The 18,755-nt window shown below is 36.7% G+C and carries 16 protein-coding genes and 1 pseudogene; 11 read left to right on the top strand and 6 right to left on the bottom strand.

Annotation, left to right across the window (positions count from 1 at the left end; all coding sequences use genetic code 11):
* Positions 1–11: 11 nt before the first annotated feature.
* Positions 12–1,205: an acyl-CoA dehydrogenase family protein gene (locus CWO92_RS00680; RefSeq protein WP_101352264.1), complete on the top strand. Its 1,194-nt coding sequence runs from the start codon at positions 12–14 to the stop codon at positions 1,203–1,205.
* 42 nt (positions 1,206–1,247) lie between these two features.
* Positions 1,248–2,702 carry an NAD-dependent succinate-semialdehyde dehydrogenase gene (locus CWO92_RS00685; RefSeq protein ID WP_101352265.1) on the top strand — a complete coding sequence of 485 codons (1,455 nt, stop codon included), beginning with the start codon at positions 1,248–1,250 and terminating at the stop codon, positions 2,700–2,702.
* 574 nt (positions 2,703–3,276) lie between these two features.
* Here CWO92_RS00685 and CWO92_RS00690 read toward each other — a convergent pair.
* Entirely contained in the window at positions 3,277–4,203 is a 927-nt protein-coding gene (locus CWO92_RS00690) for an RluA family pseudouridine synthase (RefSeq protein WP_367593478.1), read from the bottom strand.
* Between the two features lie 161 nt (positions 4,204–4,364).
* Between CWO92_RS00690 and CWO92_RS00695 the strand changes: the two genes are divergently transcribed.
* Together CWO92_RS00695 and CWO92_RS00700 are read left to right on the top strand one after the other, a co-directional pair.
* Entirely contained in the window at positions 4,365–4,769 is a 405-nt protein-coding gene (locus tag CWO92_RS00695; RefSeq protein ID WP_101352266.1) for a DUF5365 family protein, read from the top strand.
* 160 nt (positions 4,770–4,929) lie between these two features.
* Positions 4,930–6,669 carry a phospho-sugar mutase gene (locus tag CWO92_RS00700; protein WP_101352267.1) on the top strand — a complete coding sequence of 580 codons (1,740 nt, stop codon included), beginning with the start codon at positions 4,930–4,932 and terminating at the stop codon, positions 6,667–6,669.
* Positions 6,670–6,735: 66 nt separating this feature from the next.
* On the opposite strand, the gene CWO92_RS00705 is transcribed toward CWO92_RS00700, so the two are convergent.
* Complete coding sequence (locus CWO92_RS00705; protein ID WP_101352268.1) at positions 6,736–6,996, bottom strand: YhdB family protein; 261 nt, start codon at positions 6,994–6,996, stop codon at positions 6,736–6,738.
* A gap of 363 nt (positions 6,997–7,359) precedes the next feature.
* Here CWO92_RS00705 and CWO92_RS00710 point away from each other — a divergent pair, with 363 nt between their 5' ends.
* Complete coding sequence (locus CWO92_RS00710) at positions 7,360–8,559, top strand: MFS transporter (protein WP_101352269.1); 1,200 nt, start codon at positions 7,360–7,362, stop codon at positions 8,557–8,559.
* Positions 8,560–8,642: 83 nt separating this feature from the next.
* Here the strand turns inward: CWO92_RS00710 and CWO92_RS00715 are convergent, their stop codons facing one another.
* On the bottom strand, positions 8,643–8,921 hold the full coding sequence (locus CWO92_RS00715; RefSeq protein WP_101352270.1) for a hypothetical protein: 279 nt from the start codon (positions 8,919–8,921) through the stop codon (positions 8,643–8,645).
* Between the two features lie 199 nt (positions 8,922–9,120).
* Here CWO92_RS00715 and CWO92_RS00720 point away from each other — a divergent pair, with 199 nt between their 5' ends.
* Positions 9,121–10,536 (top strand): SpoVR family protein, encoded by a 1,416-nt coding sequence (locus tag CWO92_RS00720; protein ID WP_101352271.1) that lies wholly within the window; start codon positions 9,121–9,123, stop codon positions 10,534–10,536.
* Positions 10,537–11,131: 595 nt separating this feature from the next.
* The gene (locus tag CWO92_RS00725) at positions 11,132–11,701 is read left to right on the top strand and encodes a YdhK family protein (RefSeq protein ID WP_101352272.1); all 570 of its coding nucleotides are present in this window, start codon (positions 11,132–11,134) and stop codon (positions 11,699–11,701) included.
* A 58-nt stretch (positions 11,702–11,759) separates the two neighbouring features.
* Here CWO92_RS00725 and CWO92_RS00730 read toward each other — a convergent pair whose 3' ends face one another.
* The gene (locus tag CWO92_RS00730) at positions 11,760–12,434 is read right to left on the bottom strand and encodes a response regulator transcription factor (protein WP_101352273.1); all 675 of its coding nucleotides are present in this window, start codon (positions 12,432–12,434) and stop codon (positions 11,760–11,762) included.
* Positions 12,431–13,804, bottom strand: coding sequence for a sensor histidine kinase (locus CWO92_RS00735; protein WP_101352274.1), 1,374 nt, complete (start codon positions 13,802–13,804; stop codon positions 12,431–12,433). Before CWO92_RS00735 ends, CWO92_RS00730 begins: the two co-directional genes overlap by 4 nt.
* Before the next feature lie 247 nt (positions 13,805–14,051).
* On the opposite strand from CWO92_RS00735, the gene CWO92_RS00740 reads away from it, so the two are divergent.
* From CWO92_RS00740 to CWO92_RS26660, 4 genes and pseudogenes are all read left to right on the top strand, one after another.
* Positions 14,052–14,378: a metal-sensitive transcriptional regulator gene (locus CWO92_RS00740; protein WP_101352275.1), complete on the top strand. Its 327-nt coding sequence runs from the start codon at positions 14,052–14,054 to the stop codon at positions 14,376–14,378.
* A 14-nt stretch (positions 14,379–14,392) separates the two neighbouring features.
* Positions 14,393–14,617, top strand: coding sequence for a copper chaperone CopZ (gene copZ, locus CWO92_RS00745; RefSeq protein ID WP_101352276.1), 225 nt, complete (start codon positions 14,393–14,395; stop codon positions 14,615–14,617).
* A gap of 59 nt (positions 14,618–14,676) precedes the next feature.
* On the top strand, positions 14,677–17,094 hold the full coding sequence (locus CWO92_RS00750) for a heavy metal translocating P-type ATPase (protein ID WP_101352277.1): 2,418 nt from the start codon (positions 14,677–14,679) through the stop codon (positions 17,092–17,094).
* Positions 17,095–17,314: 220 nt separating this feature from the next.
* Positions 17,315–17,508, top strand: a pseudogene (locus tag CWO92_RS26660) (DUF4083 domain-containing protein).
* 165 nt (positions 17,509–17,673) lie between these two features.
* On the opposite strand, the gene CWO92_RS00760 reads toward CWO92_RS26660, so the two are convergent.
* Positions 17,674–18,678: a DUF3231 family protein gene (locus CWO92_RS00760; RefSeq protein ID WP_101352278.1), complete on the bottom strand. Its 1,005-nt coding sequence runs from the start codon at positions 18,676–18,678 to the stop codon at positions 17,674–17,676.
* Positions 18,679–18,755: the final 77 nt, after the last annotated feature.

The raw sequence follows: 18,755 nt of genomic DNA on the forward strand, positions 1-18,755 counted from the left end.
GAGTGATAGAAATGAATTTTGATTTTACAGAGGAGCAGCAATTGCTAAGGAAAACGGTTAGAAGTTTTGTCGATAAAGAAATAATGCCGTTTATTGGAGAATGGGATTCTAGCGGACATTTCGAGCCAAGGATTATGAAAAGGTTGGCAGATCTTGGACTAATGGGAGTTTGTATCCCAGAGAAATACGGTGGAGGCGGAATGGATTATAATGCTTTAGCAATCGTTTGTGAAGAGCTGGAAAGAGGAGATACCGCCTATCGCACTGCCGTATCTGTACATACTGGGTTGAACAGTATGACCCTTCTGCAATGGGGGACAGAGGAACAAAAGATAAAATACTTAGTTCCGCAAGCAAAGGGAGAAAAGGTTGGAGCTTTCGGTTTAACGGAACCTGGTGCCGGATCTGACGTGGCTGCTATCAATACCTCAGCTACTAGAGAAGGAGATACCTATATTTTAAATGGGCAAAAAACGTGGATTTCTTTATGTGATGTAGCAGATCATTTTCTCGTTTTTGCTTATACAGATAAAAGCAAAAAACATCATGGAATATCTGCTTTTATTGTGGAGAGAACGATGGAGGGGTTTTCTTCTAAGGCAATTAAAGGAAAGCATGGTATTCGTGCAGGAAATACAGGAGAAATCTTTTTGGACCATGTAAGGGTTCCTAAGGAAAATTTATTAGGGGAGGAAGGGGAAGGATTCAAAATTGCCATGTCTGCGCTTGACAATGGAAGATTTACCGTTGCAGCGGGAGCATGCGGCCTCATTATGGCATCCTTAGAGGCATCTCTAAAATATTGTCATGAACGAACAACATTTGGTAAAGAGATTGGAAGACACCAGCTTGTGCAGCAGATGATTGCTAATATGGAGGCAGGTTTGCAAATGAGCAGGCTTCTTGTATATAAAGCGGGTGAATTGAAGAACCAGGGAAAACGAAATACGCGGGAGACTTCATTAGCCAAATGGCAGTCCTGTAATTTTGCCAATAAAGCTGCTGATGATGCGGTGCAAATACATGGTGCATATGGTTATTCTGATGAATATCCTGTTGCCCGCTACTTACGAAACTCGAAAGCACCTGTCATTTATGAGGGTACTCGGGAAATTCATACTATTATGCAGGCGGAATACGCACTCGGCTATAGGGTAGATAAACCTTTAAATAAAACACTTCCTTCATGGCCCTTTGAGGAGTAATTATTCTTTTAGATAATTTTATAAAGAAGGTGGAGGATCAGCATGCAGTTAGATGGTCAATATACAAAAAGTATCTATATTGACGGCAGTTGGGTTGATGCAGATAATGGCAATCAAGAGGATGTTTTTAATCCAGCCAACTTGAATAAAATAAAATCTTTTTCCTATGGAAACGGGATAGATGCACGGAAGGCTGTGAAAAGCGCGAAAAAGGCATTTCCAGATTGGGCAAATCTCTCTGCTAGGGAGCGTTCGACATATCTATATGCGGCCTATACATTAATGATGGAGAAACAAGAAGAGCTGGCAAGAATTTTGACGACAGAGCAGGGAAAACCACTTGCAGAGGCAAGAGGAGAAATTGCTTCTGCTGCAAGTTATTTGCAATGGTATGCGGAGGAAGGAAATCGGACGTATGGCGAAATCATCCCTTCCTCGAACAAAGGAAAGAGATTATTTGTTGTTCCACAGCCAATTGGAGTCGTTGCCGCCATTACTCCATGGAATTTTCCCTCCTCGATGATTGCAAGAAAACTGGGTCCAGCACTCGCAGCTGGATGTACGGTTGTTTTAAAACCAGCAGAGCAAACACCTCTGTCCGCAATAGCATTAGTGAAAATTTTTGAGGAAGTAGGATTGCCAAAAGGGGTACTAAATTTAGTGACAGGAGACCCTGTATCGATAGGTCAAGAATTCATGAGTAACGAGGATGTCCGTTTAATTACTTTTACAGGATCGACGGAAGTTGGGAAACTATTAATGAGAGGCAGTGCTGATACGGTGAAAAAGCTCTCATTAGAATTAGGTGGCCACGCCCCAATTCTAATTTTTGAAGATTCTGATTTAGAACAGGCCGTGAAGATGACGATTATGAGTAAATTCAGAAACTGCGGTCAAACATGTATTTGTGCAAATCGTATTTATGTACAGCGCTCGATTCAAGAGGCATTTACCTCAAAATTAACAGAACAAATCGATGCATTGAAAATAGGAGCAGGCCTTGACGAACAAGTAAATATTGGTCCATTAATTGATGAAAATGCCCTATTAAAGGTAAAAGATCAGTACGAAGATGCCATTTCGAAAGGTGCGGTTACTGCAACAGGAGGAAGAGTGCATAAGGGACAGCTTGACGGATATTTTTTTGAACCAACTGTGTTAACCAATGTATCTAATCAAATGAAAGTGATGAACGAAGAAACATTCGGACCGCTGTTGCCAATTCAATCCTTTGAAACGGAAGAAGAGGTTATTGCACTAGCGAATCATGACAGATATGGTCTAGCCGCCTATTTATTTACGGAAAATTTAAATCGTGCATTAAGAGTTATGGAAAAACTGGAATATGGAATAGTCGGGATAAACGATGTTTTCCCTGCAGTAGCAGAAGCCCCGTTTGGCGGCATCAAACAATCCGGACTGGGAAAAGAAGGCGGACGCGAAGGAATCATGGAATATCTTGAAATGAAATATGTATCGATGGGGATAAAACAATAGAAATAAGATATGGTGTGGGAAAAAGGAGGAGAAACGGTGAAAAATTAGGGAAAGTGTGGAAATTTCTTGGTGAAGCGATGAAAAAGAAGTAAGAACTGATGAAATAAAGATGTAGTGTGGGAAAAAAGAGTAAAAATGATGAAAAACTAGGGAAAAGTGTGGAATTTTCTTGGTGAAGGGATGAAAAAGAAGTGAGATCTGATGAAATAAAGATGTGGTGTGGGAAAAAAGAGTAGAAATGATGAAAAACTAGGGGAAAGTGTGGAATTTTCTTGAAGAAGCGATGAAAAAGAAGTGAGATCTGATGAAATAAAGATGTGGTGTGGGAAAAAAGCGGAGAAATGATGAAAAATTAGGGAAAAGTGTGGAATTTTCTTGATGAAGCGATGAAAAAGAAGTGAGAATTGATGAAATAAAGGTGTAGTGTGGAAAAAATAGGATAAGCGATGCAATAGTAAGGAATTGATGTTGAAATTTTTCTGTGATACTAGTAAAAATTGTGGAAACAAAGGTTTCAATGGAAAAATATCACCAAGAAAATAAAAAAGAAATCGGTGAATTGGCCGATTTCTTTTTATATCTCTGGAAATATTGGTGGCTTATCTAAAAACGGTGCAACACATTCGATTTTACTCTCCGTAAAAGGATGAGTGAAAACTAGTTTTCTGGCATGGAGCGCCTGTCTTTTATATATTGGTTTACCACCGTATAGCACATCCCCAGCAAGCGGATGACCAATGGAACTTAAGTGAACTCTAATTTGGTGTGTTCTTCCTGTATCTAAAATGCACTCAATCATTGATAGATTTTTAGATGGGAATGTTTTTACTAATGTATACCTGGTTACTGCATTCTGGCCAGTTTTGGAAACGCGTCTTCTTGTTGGATGATGACGATCCCTGCCAATAGGATGGTCAATAACTCCTGTATGCTCTTTGATAATCCCTTGAACGATAGCAAGATAAGTACGTTTGATTGTTCTTTCGTTTAACATTCGATCAAGCAATGCATGGGAAAATGCATGTTTTGCAAATAATACCGCCCCAGTAGTATCTTTGTCCAATCGGTGAATATGACGGACACGGAGTTTTTCTCCATTTTGTTGAAGATGATAAGCAACTGCATTTGCTAATGTATGAATTTGTTCTGATTCATTGGGGTGTGTCTCCATCCCTGCAGGCTTATTGACTACCAGGAGATGTTCATCCTCATACAATACATTAATTTCAATGGCATCTGGTATGACTCCATAATCTTCCTCTTGAAACAAAGCAATCTGTAAGATATCTCCTGTTTGAAGCGGACGTTCCCATATTGCATTTTCTCCATTTACCTTAACACTTTTTTCCATACGGAATTGATGAATCAATTTTTTGGGGGCAAGCCAAATTTTTCTAAAGAGGTGATCAACCGTAATCTTATCCCATTTTTCTGGTATTTCTAGATCGAACCATATATCTTTTTTCTCCATTTTAAAATGAAAGTCCTTTCGCATGGTCATAATTACCACAGTTTTGCAGTATTTTCTATGTTATTCTTAACATAATTAAAGGGATGTTTCCACGAAATTGTTTTAATTATTTTCTTTGGATAGAGGAGAAATTTTTATTTAACTTTGAAAAAGTTCCAAAATGAGAGAAGTTTTAAAAGGGTGGGTTTCAATTGAAAGTTGTTTTTGCATCGACTCAAGAACAGGAAAAGAAAATACAAGAACTTACTGAGTATATGTACACTTTTATTTTCCCTAACTATTATGAGGATGATGAAATTGCTAGTTTCAAAAAAATTAAAGTGCTATATACGTCAAAACGTCACTTTGAATGTTTCAATACGTTAAAAGAAGCATATCAAGTAATAACAGGACTACAAACGATTATCTCTATATTAGAGTACAAATTGGATTATCCATCAGGAACCAATTATGAAGAGATTTTTAATCATAATGTTACTATCTTGGAGAAATATGATATATTTTTCCCGTTTTATTATTGCCAATTCAATGCTACGGTAAAATCGAAACTTTCATTAAGTATATATAAAAAAGCTGCAAATGAATTATTAATTTAAGCCCGCCACCAATGCGGGTTTTTTATTTTCAGTTATTCACAAGAATCTTCCACTCGTCCGTCCGCTTTTTTTATTCTCGACATATTCTCTCATTGAATTAAAAAAGTAAATTCATTAGTATATATAGTATCTAGTACAAACCCTAGAGGGGGATATTGATATGTGGAAAAATTCGTATTTGAAGTGGAAGAAGTTTGAAAAACTGGACGCGGAATTAAGCAGCCAGTTAAATGAATTGGAAAAGAATGAACTCCAATTAGAAGATGCTTTTTATAAAAATTTAGAATTTGGAACTGGCGGAATGCGTGGTGAATTAGGGCCGGGCACCAATCGAATGAATATATATACCATTCGTAAAGCATCGGAAGGCCTTGCCAGATACATAGAAGAATTTGGGGATGTGGCAAAAGCGCGCGGGGTTGTGATTGCGTATGATTCCCGTCATAAATCTCCGGAGTTTGCTATGGAAGCTGCCAAAACTTTGGCAACACACGGAATCACTACATATGTATTTGAAGAACTTCGTCCAACTCCGGAATTATCTTTTGCTGTCCGTTATTTACATGCTTTTTCAGGAATAGTTATCACAGCTAGTCATAATCCTCCTGAATATAATGGCTATAAGGTTTATGGAGAAGATGGTGCGCAATTGCCGCCTGCCGATGCAGATCAGGTAATTGCAAAAGTAAATGAAATTGAAAATGAACTCGAAATAAAGGTGGACCCAGAGGAGGATTTAAAATCCAAAGGTTTCATCACCATCATTGGGGAAAAAATAGATCAAGCTTATTTAAAGCAATTATTCATGATTAGTGAGAATCCAGAGCTTGCTAAGGAAACCGATATTCGTGTTGTGTTCACTCCATTACATGGTACAGCGGAGCAGCCGGTTAAGAATGCATTGAAGGCATTTGGATACCAACACGTTTATATTGTAAAAGAGCAAGAGGATCCAGACCCGCAATTCTCAACAGTAGCATCACCAAATCCAGAGGAAAAGGCAGCATTTGAGCTTGCTATTTCTTATGGAAAAAGACATGACGCGGATATATTAATTGCTACGGATCCGGACGCTGACCGGTTAGGGGTTGCTGTAAAAGATAAAAATGGGGAATATGTATTATTGACCGGTAACCAAACTGGAGCTATTTTATTACATTATCTGTTATCTCAAAAAGCAGAAAAAGGAACCATCCCTGCGAATGGAAAAGTTTTTAAAACCATTGTCACTTCCGAAATCGGCCGGAAAATTGCACAGTATTATAATATCCCGACAGAAGATGTATTAACTGGTTTCAAGTTTATCGGTGAGAAAATTAAGCAATACGAGGCAACCGGTGAGTATAAATTTTTATTCGGCTATGAAGAATCATATGGCTATTTGATCGGTGATTTTGCTCGCGATAAAGATGCTGTGCAAGCCGCCATTTTAGCATGTGAGGCTTGTGCCTATTATCAAAAACAAGGTAAGACTTTATATGATGCTCTGCTTGATATATATGAGCAGTTTGGCTATTACCGAGAAGACCTTAAATCTTTAACCTTAAAAGGTAAAGAAGGTGCAGAGAAAATCGGGCAGTTATTGGAACGTTTTCGTTCAGAACCGCCAGCCCAATTAAATAATAGTAATTTGACCATGATAGAGGATTATAAAACAAGCAAACGAATATATGTGCGTGATAACACGACAGAAGCTATTGAATTGCCTAAATCCGATGTTTTAAAATATTATTTGGAAGACGGTTCTTGGATTTGTTTGCGTCCCTCAGGAACAGAACCAAAGGTAAAATTTTATTTTAGTGTTCATACGAAAAGTTTAGAGGAAAGTAATAATAAACTTCAAAATCTTGTGGAAGATTTTATGAAGAAAGTTCATGTAGAACTCGAAGAAATCCACTAGACTGGTCAATTATTATCAAAAAGTCATTAAAAAAACGGCTCTCCATCAGGAAAGCCGTTTTAACTGTTATCTCATATTTGAATAGGCATCTTCGATAACAGTTTCGTCATGTCTTCCTACTTCATTGGCATGGTCAATATACCGTAGAAGGGAATACAAATTTCGTTCTATAACGGAATAATCATGAGAAAAATGATAAGCGTGCAATAATCGTTCGATTCGCTTCGAAAGCATATCATCTTTCGTTCTCACCATTAAAATGAGCAAATTATCCCATTGTGATCGATGGGTATAGTAAAGCGCACGATCATAATCAACACTGTTCATTTTTTCCCTCCTATCTAGTTCTTTTCCTAAAAAAGAACTCGCTAACTAACACTAATGGGAATTTTCCAGCCCATCATTGAAAGCATTATTTTAGGAGTTGTTTTTAGTGTATGCAAAAAAAAGATATAGTGACGCAGTAAAAGTTGGGGATATTGGATTGAAAAAAGGCAAATCATAAAAATGGGCGAGGTATCTCGATTGGATGAGGTGGAATGATACAACATTTAAATCATTTACTTATAAAATGTTCTTCGTAAAAATACCGAATATGTTAAAATAATGAAAAAGAAACGAAAGGTGATTATCCAATGTGATGTTTTTCCTCTAAAACAGAAAAATAAATAATACTAAGGAGGAGAAGCAATGCGTTCGAAAGCCTTCCGATATTTATGGGTCGGGCAATCCTTTGCCAACGCAGGTGATGTTTTATATATAGTTGCTCTGATAGTTGCTATATATCAAACAACCGGTTCGGCGTTTCAAATGACATTTGTCCCTTTTGTGATAACTTTTTCCAAATTTATTAGCAGCGTAATCGCGCCTATTCTATTAGATCGCTATACCCTAAAACATTTATTAGCAACTTCGCAAGCGATAAAAACGATTTTCATCTTTTGCTTATTTTTTGTGGTATTAAAAAGTGTTTCTTTTATATGGATTCTGTTTTTATTGGCCGCCTTGATTGCATTTTTAGACGGGTGGGCATTTCCCGCTTCCAATGCACTTGTACCGACTATCGTAAAAAGGGAAGAATTAATGAAAACAAATGGCTTCTTGTCGACGATGGAACAATCTATCCAATTTACGGGGTGGGCTGCAGGAGGACTGGTAACAGCATTAATACAGCCAGAGGGTACTTTATTGATTACTGGCATATTCTACTTAATTAGTACTGTTTTTATGTATAGTATTCCTTTCTTTCATGAAAAACATGTACAACAAAAAAGTGAACAAGGTTTTTCAACCTATATACAACAGCTATCAGAAGGCTGGAAGGAAATTTGGAGAAATAAAACACTTCTGCAAATTCAAGGGATTAATTGGATGGAAACGATTGCAAGTGTTGTATGGATAGCGGCTATCATGTACATATTTGTAGATCAACGGCTGCATGTCCGTGAGGAATGGTGGGGTTTTATAAACAGTGCTTTTATTGCAGGTCTCATCATCGCTAGTGTTATTTTGTTAAAATATCATGCCACTTACCGTACTCATCAAAAGAAAATATTAATCCTTTGTGGATTTGGTACAGCATGTGTTACTTTGGCCTTTGGGCTTAATGGCATTCCTATTCTAGCTTTAGTACTATCCTTTCTGTTTGGTGTATTTGATCAGCAAAAGGCGGTTATTTTGCAGACTTTGGTGCAAATGAAGACAGATTTAAACCGATTACCAAAAGTATATGCAACCCAAGGGGCAATAGCCGCATTCACTTTTGGTTTAGCATCCTTGTTTTCAGGTGCCGCAGTAGAAATTGCGGGGGTTCGGAATATTTATATTTTCGCGTCCATACTTCTATTTATAAGTATCATTCCAATGTATTGGTTAAGAAAAAATATATAAAAAAAAACGAACGGATTGGCGAGAACCAGTCCGTTCGTTTTTTCTTCTCAAGTTTTAATGCCCTATCAGCAATGGTTAAGGGTTTAATCTTTTCTTATAAGGTATGCTGAAAAATAAATGACCCCCGCAGCGAAAAATAGAGCCATATTGAAAAACATCCAGCTAAGAGAAACATCAATGGAAAGTTTCATATGCTTTGCCCCAAAAAAATAAATAACTTCTGACACAACGGCAATGATAAAAGCAATTCCAAAAGGAAGGAATTTCTTCTTGCTGTTTTCATTAAATAATTTTATGGAATAGCGAGAACCGATGATGGTTCCTACGATAATGATAATAAAAACGGCGATAAACAGCCACATCTCAATCAACCTCCTTCATAATAGTAGCATAAAATAGGTTTCGAATATGTAAATAAAATAGCAACATTATCCTTCCCCTAATTAGAAATTTACATTTGAAACAGTTTGAAAACAAAATGTACTACATGATTTTTCCTTTATTCTCATACATTGTTGTAAGAGCAAGAAATGATTTTATAAGGAAAAGGGGGAGACGTGGTTGAATCTCGATGAGAAAAATGCCTTAGAAAGATCGATAGCGGAGATAACTGAAATTGCAAGCGGATTTGGTCTCGATTTCTATCCGATGCGCTACGAAATTTGTCCAGCTGATATTATCTATACATTTGGTGCTTACGGAATGCCGACACGCTTTTCCCATTGGAGCTTTGGTAAGCAGTTTTTCAAAATGAAGCTACATTATGACTTAGGTCTCAGCAAAATTTACGAACTTGTTATCAATTCGAATCCTTGTTATGCATTCTTACTTGATTCCAACTCATTAATACAAAATAAGCTAATTGTTGCCCACGTATTGGCACATTGTGATTTCTTTAAAAACAATGTTCGCTTTCAAAATACGAAACGTGATATGGTTGAAAGTATGGCAGCGACGGCTGAAAGAATTAGGGCATACGAAATTAAATATGGAAAAAGAGAAGTGGAAAAGTTTATCGATGCAGTTTTATCTATTGAAGAACATATTGATCCATCATTAATGCGGCCAAAACTTTCATGGAGTATCGAGGATGAAGAGGAATGGGAAGAAGAGGAACAAAAACCTGTTACTCCATATGATGATTTATGGGCTATTGATGATAGGGATAAAAAACCGGTGGAAAAGAAGAAAGTAAAGAAGTTTCCACCTCAGCCAGAAAAAGATATTATGCTGTTTATAGAACAATATAGCCGTGAATTAACGGAATGGCAGCGAGATATTATGACGATGATAAGAGAAGAAATGCTTTATTTCTGGCCACAGCTGGAAACTAAAATCATGAATGAAGGCTGGGCATCCTACTGGCATCAACGAATACTCCGCGAGATGGACCTGACAAGTGATGAATCCATTGAATTTGCTAAATTAAACGCGGGTGTAGTAGTACCTTCTAAAACCGGAATTAATCCATATTACCTGGGCTTGAAAATTTTTGAGGATATCGAAGAACGCTGGAATAATCCAACGGAGGAAATGATTAAACGGGGAGAAAAACCAAACTCTGGCCGTGAAAAAATCTTTGAAGTTCGAGAGATAGAGTCAGATATCTCGTTTTTACGAAATTACTTAACAAAAGACCTTGTAACGCGTGAAGATATGTATCTATTTCAAAAGCAAGGACGCGATTATAAAGTTATTGACAAGGAATGGAAAGAGGTACGAGATCAGCTCGTCAGCATGCGAGTTAATGGAGGATTCCCCTATATAACGGTTAATGACGGAGATTATATGAAAAATGGCGAACTTTATTTGAAACATTGGTTTGAGGGAATTGAACTCGATTTGAAATATTTAGAAAAAGTGCTTCCATATGTGCATCAGCTTTGGGGAAGACCGGTCCATCTGGAGTCGACAGTGGAAGGTAAAGAAATGCTGTTTAGTTATGATGGCAGGAGTGTTCAAAGGAAATATCTATAGTGTTGAAAAAGTCGGCATAAAAATGCCGGCTTTTTTCGAGTGAATCCATATAAAAAAAGTCAGCAAGAATTAAGTCATATTCTTTAAGAACGTATCAATGTTTTAGGTGAGGGAGAAATTGGTTAGTAGCGAAAATGCGTGCATTACCTGATAATAATGTGTAGGGTATGAGAAGGTTTTGTTATCTTTATTTGGGAAATGTCGGCGTTTTCAGGTTTGGTTTATCCTTTACACTATTTTGGCTTTTTCTATTGATAAGAACATTTTTGCCGTCTATTTCGTATTTTCTCCTTCTGTAAGTGGTGAGATATAGGGGATATATTGAGAAATGGAGGCAAGGTTAACAGGATATTTTGACAAGAAAAACGAAACTTGTATTTTGTTTTATAAAGTTTAGGTAGGATCCAAAAGCAAGGGAGGGGCTGCTCCCCTTGCTTTTCATTTATTCAGGGTTGTTTATTTAGATAGAATATAGGGAATACAAGAAGCTATATTCATTACATAAGAAATTTGTAAAAGTAAGTGCATATTTTCTGCAAATTTATCTGTTATTCTAATAAATCGAAACGAGATTTATTAAAAGGGAGGAATTAAAATGATAAAAAAATTCATAATGGTAATTGCTTTGTTTATGCTTATCTTTGGGGTAGCAGCATGTGGTAAAAGCAATGAATCAACAGACAATAAAAATATGGAATCTGAGTCTGTCAGCAATATGAAAATGGATCATATGGAGCACTCGAGTTCTGGTGAAGTTCCAAAAGGCTTAAAAGTTGCCGAAAATCCAAAGTATAAGGTAGGTGATAAAGTAATCCTTAAAGAGGGTCACATGGCAGGAATGAAGGATGCAGAAGCCACTATTTCAGGAGCTTTTGATACAACCGCTTATGTTGTGAATTACACGCCTACAACTGGTGGACCAAAGGTGAAAAATCATAAATGGGTTATCCAAGAAGAATTGAAAGAAGCTGGAGATAAGACATTGAAACCCGGAACAAAGGTTGTGATAGAGGCAGATCACATGGAAGGGATGAAAGGGGCAATAGGTGAAATCGTCTCGTCAGAAAAGACAACGGTTTATATGGTTGATTACAAACCTACCACTGGTGGTCCAGAGGTCAAAAATCACAAATGGGTAACCGAAGAAGAAGTAACTTCTAAATAAGATAGGAAAACAGCTAATGTCAGGTGCATTAGCTGTTTTCCTTATCCAATTATTCAAATTAAGTACTCCATTTATACCCTACTCCCCAAACCGTTTTTAAGTGTTGATCTACGGGGAAGCTAACTTGCCGTAATTTATCTCTAATATTACGAATGTGGGAATCTATTGTTCGGTCTTCAGTCTCAACATCCAATCCCCAAATGCTTGAAAGTAAATGATCCCTGGAAAAGACTCTATTTGGGTATTGTAAAAAAAAGGAAAGAAGGGAGATTTCCTTAGGAGTCAACCATAGATTTTGATGTTGATAACAGACCTCTAATGCATTTTTATCAATAGTTAATCCTTTAAAATGTAGCCGTTTTTCTGTTTTATCCTTTGTTCTTCTAATGACCGCCTCGATTCTCGCCAGTAATTCTTCTTCATCAAATGGTTTTGAAACGTAATCATCAGCACCCATTTTTAAGCCTTTAATAATTTCCTCTTTGGCGTTTCGTGCAGTTAACATAATAATAGGTACATCTGATATCTCACGGATCTTTTGACAAGTGGTCCAACCATCCATTTCTGGCATCATAATATCTAAAAGAACGACTTCTGCTTCTTCTCTTTCCAAATAGGCTAATGCATCTATTCCAGAATTTTTTTTAATACAGCGATAGTGATTGGGAGTTAGATACAAGGATAAGAGATCAAGCATTCTCTGTTCATCATCAACCAATAGTACAGTTCTCATCTGAAATTCTCCTTTAATACAATGGTAAAGCAACTTCCTTTTCCAACTTCACTTTTAACGAGTATGTCTCCACAATGGTCTTCAACTAACTCTTTCACGATAGCAAGTCCAATACCAAACCCTCCTGAAGCCCTTGATCGAGATTTATCTACTCTATATAAACGGTCAAAAATATAAGGAAGATCTGTTTGGGGAATTCCTATTCCTTGGTCACAAATGGATATATGGACCTCCCTGTTTTTTATAAATGCCTTAATATGAGTAGTCGCAGGATTATTTGAATATTTTAAAGCATTGTCTAATAGATTCATCAATACCTGTTCAAAACGGGTAGGATCTATTTCAATAAAAATACTTTCTTGGCATTTCAGCAATAATTGAATGCCTTTATTTTGGTACGCTGGTAAAACCTTTTCATAGATAGATTGCAAATAGGAACTGAGATGAACCTTTTCCTTTGTGATTGTAAATGTATTTTGATCTAACTTTGCAAAATCAAATAATTCTTCTAAAAGCATGTTTATTCTCGCCGCTTCCTCATGAATAATCTCTAGATAATAAACCCGTTCCGCTTCGGTTAATCCCTTTCTTTTTGCAATGTCCGAATACCCTTTGACATACGTTATAGGGGTACGCAGTTCATGAGAAATACTAGCAAGAAATTCGTTCCGCTCTTTTTTTAAATAATTCAAGTCATTTGCTAATGTTTGAATCGATCTTGAAAGTTCCCCTAATTCATCTTTTGAAGGGGGAGGAAGGGTAACGGAAAAATCTCCTTTGCTGATCTTCTTCGTTGCCTCCTTCATGGAAATTAGAGGTTTCGTTAACGCCCTGGATAAAAAGAAGATGGTAATCAACATAAACAATAATATGAGGATCGAGGCGAATATAAAATGCCTATTAAGTTGAGAAATGAGCCTTCGTACATCATTCGTGTTTTTAAACATATAAACATAGCCCTGATTACCATCGTCTACTTTAAAGTTCGTAACAGTTGAAATGAAGTGTTCTTTTCTCCAATCGGCTTGAATGATTTTACCATTTCGATTTAATTTTCCAATTGGTTTATGTAAAATCTTATCGATACTTTCGGAGACTGGTCCTGAGGAGAGGAGAACCTTTCCATTTTTATTGGTAATCACCACTTCGGTATCAGTATGAGATTCCATTAACCCTATATGATTTAGAGTGCTATCATTAAATGAAATTTCCAATACATCACGATGGCTATTTCCTCTTGCTTTAAGGGACTGTAATTCTTGGTTTACTCGTGAATGAATCACATGATTGTGTAAATAAAGCATAGAAATAGTCTCAATTAAAATAATGCATACAAAAAACCATAACCCTAATTTCAAAGAAATCTTCATTTGAATCACCTGTACCTTAAATAAAACTATTTTATCCTAAAAATGTGAAGAAAGTATGCAGATGAGCAAAATAGTGGAATAATCTCTCGTAAAAGTAAAATATAAGAGATAGGACATAATAAACCAGACCGAATGAATATAAATTTAATGAAATTTCATTATTGACATAGGGTAGGGGGGTAATGTATGATGATGATATACCACATACAGTAGGGGGGTATAGTAAAAGTAGAAAGGGTGTTTATGCATGGAACAAATAAATGAGCTCATCGATGGCCAACTAGAACATTGTGACAGAAAAAGCCATCATTCTGATAATGTAAAAAAGAATTTAGCGACACGGTTAAATCGTATCGAAGGACAAATTAGAGGGATTAAAGGGCTAATTGAAAAAGATACTTATTGTGATGATGTCATTACCCAGATTGCTGCCACACAATCTGCTCTTAATAGCGTAGCAAAAATTCTTCTGGAAGGTCATTTAAAAGGTTGTGTAGTCGACCGACTTCAAGAAGGAGATATAGAAGTATTAGATGAATTGTTACTCACTGTTCAAAAACTAATGAAAAAATAAAAGGAGTGTTTAAAATGAAAAAAGTAACTTTAGAAGTAATAGGAATGTCATGTGGACATTGTGTTAATGCAGTGGAAAGTAATGTCGGTGCATTAAATGGAGTACAGATGGTAAAAGTACATTTATCAGAAGGCTTAGTGGATATCGAATTCAATCCTGAAGCAGTAACTCTTGAACAAATTAAAGAAACAATTGACGATCAAGGGTATGAAGTAAAAGGAGAACGTGCTCATGTTTGATGAGCGCTTTCTTTTTCAAAAATATATACCCCCATTAGGTATAAAAGGACGTGGGTTAAATGAGTGAAAATAAAAAAGAGGTCCATCTTCAAATTGCAGGAATGACCTGTGCAGCTTGTGCCAATCGAATCGAAAAGGGATTAAATAAAGTAGAGGGCGTAGAATCCGCCAATGTTAATTTTGCTTTGGAAAATGCTACAGTTAAATATAATCCTGATGTTACGAATATTGGGGAGTTTCAAGCGAAAGTTAAAGGCTTAGGATATGATGTTGTCACCGAAAAAACCGAGTTTGCCATTACAGGAATGACCTGTGCGGCATGTGCCAATCGAATCGAAAAAGGATTAAACAAATTAAATGGAGTATCCAATGCAAACGTAAATCTTGCGCTAGAAAGCGCAACGCTAGAATTAAATCCTCTTGAAGTTTCTGCTCAAGATGTGATTAAAACTGTAGAAAAGCTTGGTTATGGAGCGATTTTAAAAGATGAAAATAACAGCGAAAAGGCTGCTAATTATAAAGAAAAAGAAATAGCGCGTCAAAAAGGAAAGCTTATCTTTTCTGCCATTTTGTCTATTCCGTTACTGTGGGCGATGGTGGGGCACTTTAGTTTTACATCCTTTATCTATGTTCCAATGGTATTCATGAATCCTTGGGTTCAACTAGCATTATCAGCCCCTGTTCAATTTATCATTGGAAAACAGTTCTATGTCGGTGCTTATAAAGCACTGAGAAATAAAAGTGCCAATATGGATGTACTGGTTGCTTTAGGAACTTCGGCTGCATTCTTTTACAGTTTATATCTAACTTTTATGTCCATTGGATCACATGGAACAGTTGAACTTTACTACGAAACGAGTTCAATTTTAATTACCTTAATTCTTCTTGGAAAATTGTTTGAGGCAAAAGCAAAAGGAAGATCTTCTGAGGCCATCAAAAAACTAATGGGTTTACAAGCAAAAACAGCTGTCGTGGAACGGAATGGAGTAGAACAAGAGGTTCCTCTAGAACAAGTAATAATTAACGATATTGTTTTTGTAAAGCCAGGTGAAAAAGTACCTGTGGATGGTATTATTTTGGAAGGAAATTCAGCTATTGATGAATCGATGATTACTGGTGAAAGTGTACCAGTCGATAAAGCAATTGGTGACGCTGTTATCGGTTCGACCATTAATAAAAATGGATTTTTAAAGATTAAAGCAACAAAAGTTGGCAAAGAAACAGCATTGGCTCAAATCATTAAGATAGTAGAAGACGCACAAGGTTCTAAAGCTCCTATTCAACGCCTTGCAGATCAAATCTCTGGTATCTTTGTCCCTATTGTTGTGGGAATAGCAGTTATTACATTTTTAATCTGGTTGATCTGGGTAAATCCTGGTGATTTTCCTTCCGCACTTGAAAAATTTATCGCGGTCTTAGTGATTGCTTGTCCTTGTGCATTAGGTCTTGCGACACCAACTTCCATTATGGCAGGCTCTGGTCGGGCAGCTGAAATAGGTGTGCTTTTCAAAGGTGGGGAGCACCTTGAAAAAACGCATCTAATCGATACGGTTATTTTGGATAAGACAGGAACGGTAACGAATGGAGAACCTGTTTTAACAGATGTTGTGGTAAGGGATGGATTTACTGAAAACTTATTATTAGAACTGGTAGGTACTGCCGAAAAACAATCGGAACATCCAGTAGCGCAAGCAATTGTAAATGGTGTAAAGGAGAAAAACATATCCTTAACCGATGCAAGTGAATTTAACGCTATTCCAGGTTATGGAATCCAAGCGACGGTAAAGGGCAATTCCATCTTAGTTGGAACACAAAAACTGATGAAACAAAACAATGTTGAAGTAGAATCTGCTCTTGAAACGATGAACATATTAGAATCAGATGGAAAAACAGTGATGTTGGTTGGAGTAAATGGGGAATATGCAGGAATGATTGCCGTTGCGGATACCGTCAAAGAAACGTCAATAGCTGCGATTCAACGTTTAAAGAACATCGGTATTGAAGTCATTATGATGACAGGGGATAATCAGCGTACTGCACGGGCAATTGGAAAAGAAGTCGGAGTGGATAAAGTTATTGCAGAAGTTCTGCCAAGCGGGAAAGCTGAAGAAGTGAAGAAACTACAGGAACGAGGGAGAAAAGTGGCGATGGTTGGAGATGGAATTAATGACGCCCCAGCCTTGGTTACCGCAGATATTGGAATGGCAATTGGAACAGGGACAGATGTAGCAATGGAAGCAGCCGATATTACCCTGATCCGAGGGGATTTAAACAGTATTGCAGACGCCATTTTTATGAGCAAGAAAACCATTCGGAACATTAAACAAAATTTATTCTGGGCTCTTGCTTATAATACAATCGGTATTCCTATTGCGGCAGCAGGGTTTCTAGCTCCTTGGCTTGCAGGTGCTGCCATGGCATTTAGCTCCGTTTCTGTTGTATTGAATGCATTGCGCTTGCAGAAAGTAAAGTTATAAAACATGTTACAATCAATTAGTGGATATATTGGATTGCTGAGGAATCAGCAATCTTTTTTTGCTTATTTTCGAAGAACAATAGACTATATGCCGAAATCGTAAGACAGGAGAAGAGCGGTCAGAATGAGAGGGGAAATTGAATGTAGTAGGAAGGTTGAATCATTAAAGTATGATTGTTAGAATATGTTAAAATTGTAAAACGGGGAAGTGGGGAAGATATATGGGGAATGCAGATTATGGTTCAATAATATTTATGACAATAATGATACTACTTATATTATTGTTTGTAGTATCTTTTTCGCTTTTTATCAGAAGGATGCTTGTTAATTCTTCTTTAAAAAATACCCATTCAGAAGATATTGAAAAAAACTAGATAAAATTATAGATTTACTTGAAAAGGAAAAGAAATTCTAATATAGAATTAAGTATCCATATGATGGATATTGTTCTGTATAGAGTATTATAAAGTGGTTGAAGAGGAGTCAAAAACTCCTCCTTCTTTTGTTACAGGATCAGGAGCTTCTGGTGGAAATCACCTAATCCTCGGCCTTATAATCGTTAAACACATCATTTTTTGAATCACTTCATTGTTAATTTATCTCTATCTTGCCCTAATGGAGGTTGCTCTAACCACCCGTTGTCAATCATTAACCCCATCCACTCATTGCCTACTTGTGTGTCATCTGCAATTGCAGATAAATATTTCGGTGCTAAATCTCGTCTTGGGGATGAGGCAAATCCTGTTCCGTAATAAACCATCGCCGTCGAAAATAAAAAACCTACATGAAACATCATCAATTTATCTGAAAAAGGCGAGGTAGTTACGTCCGTTACCTCTGCATCTAATGTAGGTGGCGCAGGAAGATTCTCTTTATTTAGAATTTCATAAAAGGTTTTAATATGTTTATCTTTTGTATCCACTGCTTTCAATAAAAATTTTCTAAGTTTCTTCGATTGGATAACTTGACTAAAAGCATGAGTTACTGCTTTTGCCAATATACTCTTCTTTAAGTTGAAATAAATATCAGTAATCTCAATACAACTTAAAGGTCTTACGTCACCTAGCCATCCTGCGAGGAATTGATCATGTTTAACAAATTCTGGTTTATCAGGTGGAAGTAGTGATGGGGGTCTGTGATACAAACCTTTGTCCAATAAAACATCCTTTGTTCGATTACAAATTTCCATTGCAGAAATCATACATTGTGTAAAATAATCACGGACATCCTTGCGCGTGCATGTAGTAACTGCACCACTATAACCATGACATCCATGGATAGCCATAATGTTGATAAAATGTAAACTTAAACTATCGGAAAAAAGAGGCTTAATATCCTCTTTTAAATCATTTTCTGTAAAACCAATAGGAATTGGATAGTTTTCCTTTTTAAAAAACGCTTTAATCTTCTCTAGGTGGTTTTCACTAAGTGAAATCGCTTGTTCAAAAATGGCTTTTATTTGTTGATCTTTCAAATGCATTAGCATATGTTTGTTAAAACAAACGGAAGCAGAATCACTGAGATATTGTGACCATAGCGCTGCAATCTCACCTGATGTTAATCCTGGATTATGACTGGAAATCATTATGACACCTCAACAGTTTTTTTTATATGTTTTGCCTTTGAGGAAATATATATTCCATCTCGATACTTGAACTGGAT

Source organism: Heyndrickxia camelliae, assembly GCF_002844575.1.
Taxonomy (GTDB): Bacteria; Bacillota; Bacilli; order Bacillales; family Bacillaceae_C; genus Margalitia; species Margalitia camelliae.

Bases quoted from the DNA above. Each gene is read 5' to 3' on its own strand.
- CWO92_RS00680 (WP_101352264.1), top strand. From the start codon at position 12: ATGAATTTTGATTTTACAGAGGAGCAGCAATTGCTAAGGAAAACGGTT.
- CWO92_RS00685 (WP_101352265.1), top strand. From the start codon at position 1,248: ATGCAGTTAGATGGTCAATATACAAAAAGTATCTATATTGACGGCAGT.
- CWO92_RS00690 (WP_367593478.1), bottom strand. From the start codon at position 4,203: ATGACCATGCGAAAGGACTTTCATTTTAAAATGGAGAAAAAAGATATA.
- CWO92_RS00700 (WP_101352267.1), top strand. From the start codon at position 4,930: ATGTGGAAAAATTCGTATTTGAAGTGGAAGAAGTTTGAAAAACTGGAC.
- CWO92_RS00705 (WP_101352268.1), bottom strand. From the start codon at position 6,996: ATGAACAGTGTTGATTATGATCGTGCGCTTTACTATACCCATCGATCA.
- CWO92_RS00710 (WP_101352269.1), top strand. From the start codon at position 7,360: ATGCGTTCGAAAGCCTTCCGATATTTATGGGTCGGGCAATCCTTTGCC.
- CWO92_RS00715 (WP_101352270.1), bottom strand. From the start codon at position 8,921: ATGTGGCTGTTTATCGCCGTTTTTATTATCATTATCGTAGGAACCATC.
- CWO92_RS00725 (WP_101352272.1), top strand. From the start codon at position 11,132: ATGATAAAAAAATTCATAATGGTAATTGCTTTGTTTATGCTTATCTTT.
- CWO92_RS00730 (WP_101352273.1), bottom strand. From the start codon at position 12,434: ATGAGAACTGTACTATTGGTTGATGATGAACAGAGAATGCTTGATCTC.
- CWO92_RS00735 (WP_101352274.1), bottom strand. From the start codon at position 13,804: ATGAAGATTTCTTTGAAATTAGGGTTATGGTTTTTTGTATGCATTATT.
- CWO92_RS00740 (WP_101352275.1), top strand. From the start codon at position 14,052: ATGGAACAAATAAATGAGCTCATCGATGGCCAACTAGAACATTGTGAC.
- copZ (WP_101352276.1), top strand. From the start codon at position 14,393: ATGAAAAAAGTAACTTTAGAAGTAATAGGAATGTCATGTGGACATTGT.
- CWO92_RS00750 (WP_101352277.1), top strand. From the start codon at position 14,677: ATGAGTGAAAATAAAAAAGAGGTCCATCTTCAAATTGCAGGAATGACC.
- CWO92_RS00760 (WP_101352278.1), bottom strand. From the start codon at position 18,678: ATGATTTCCAGTCATAATCCAGGATTAACATCAGGTGAGATTGCAGCG.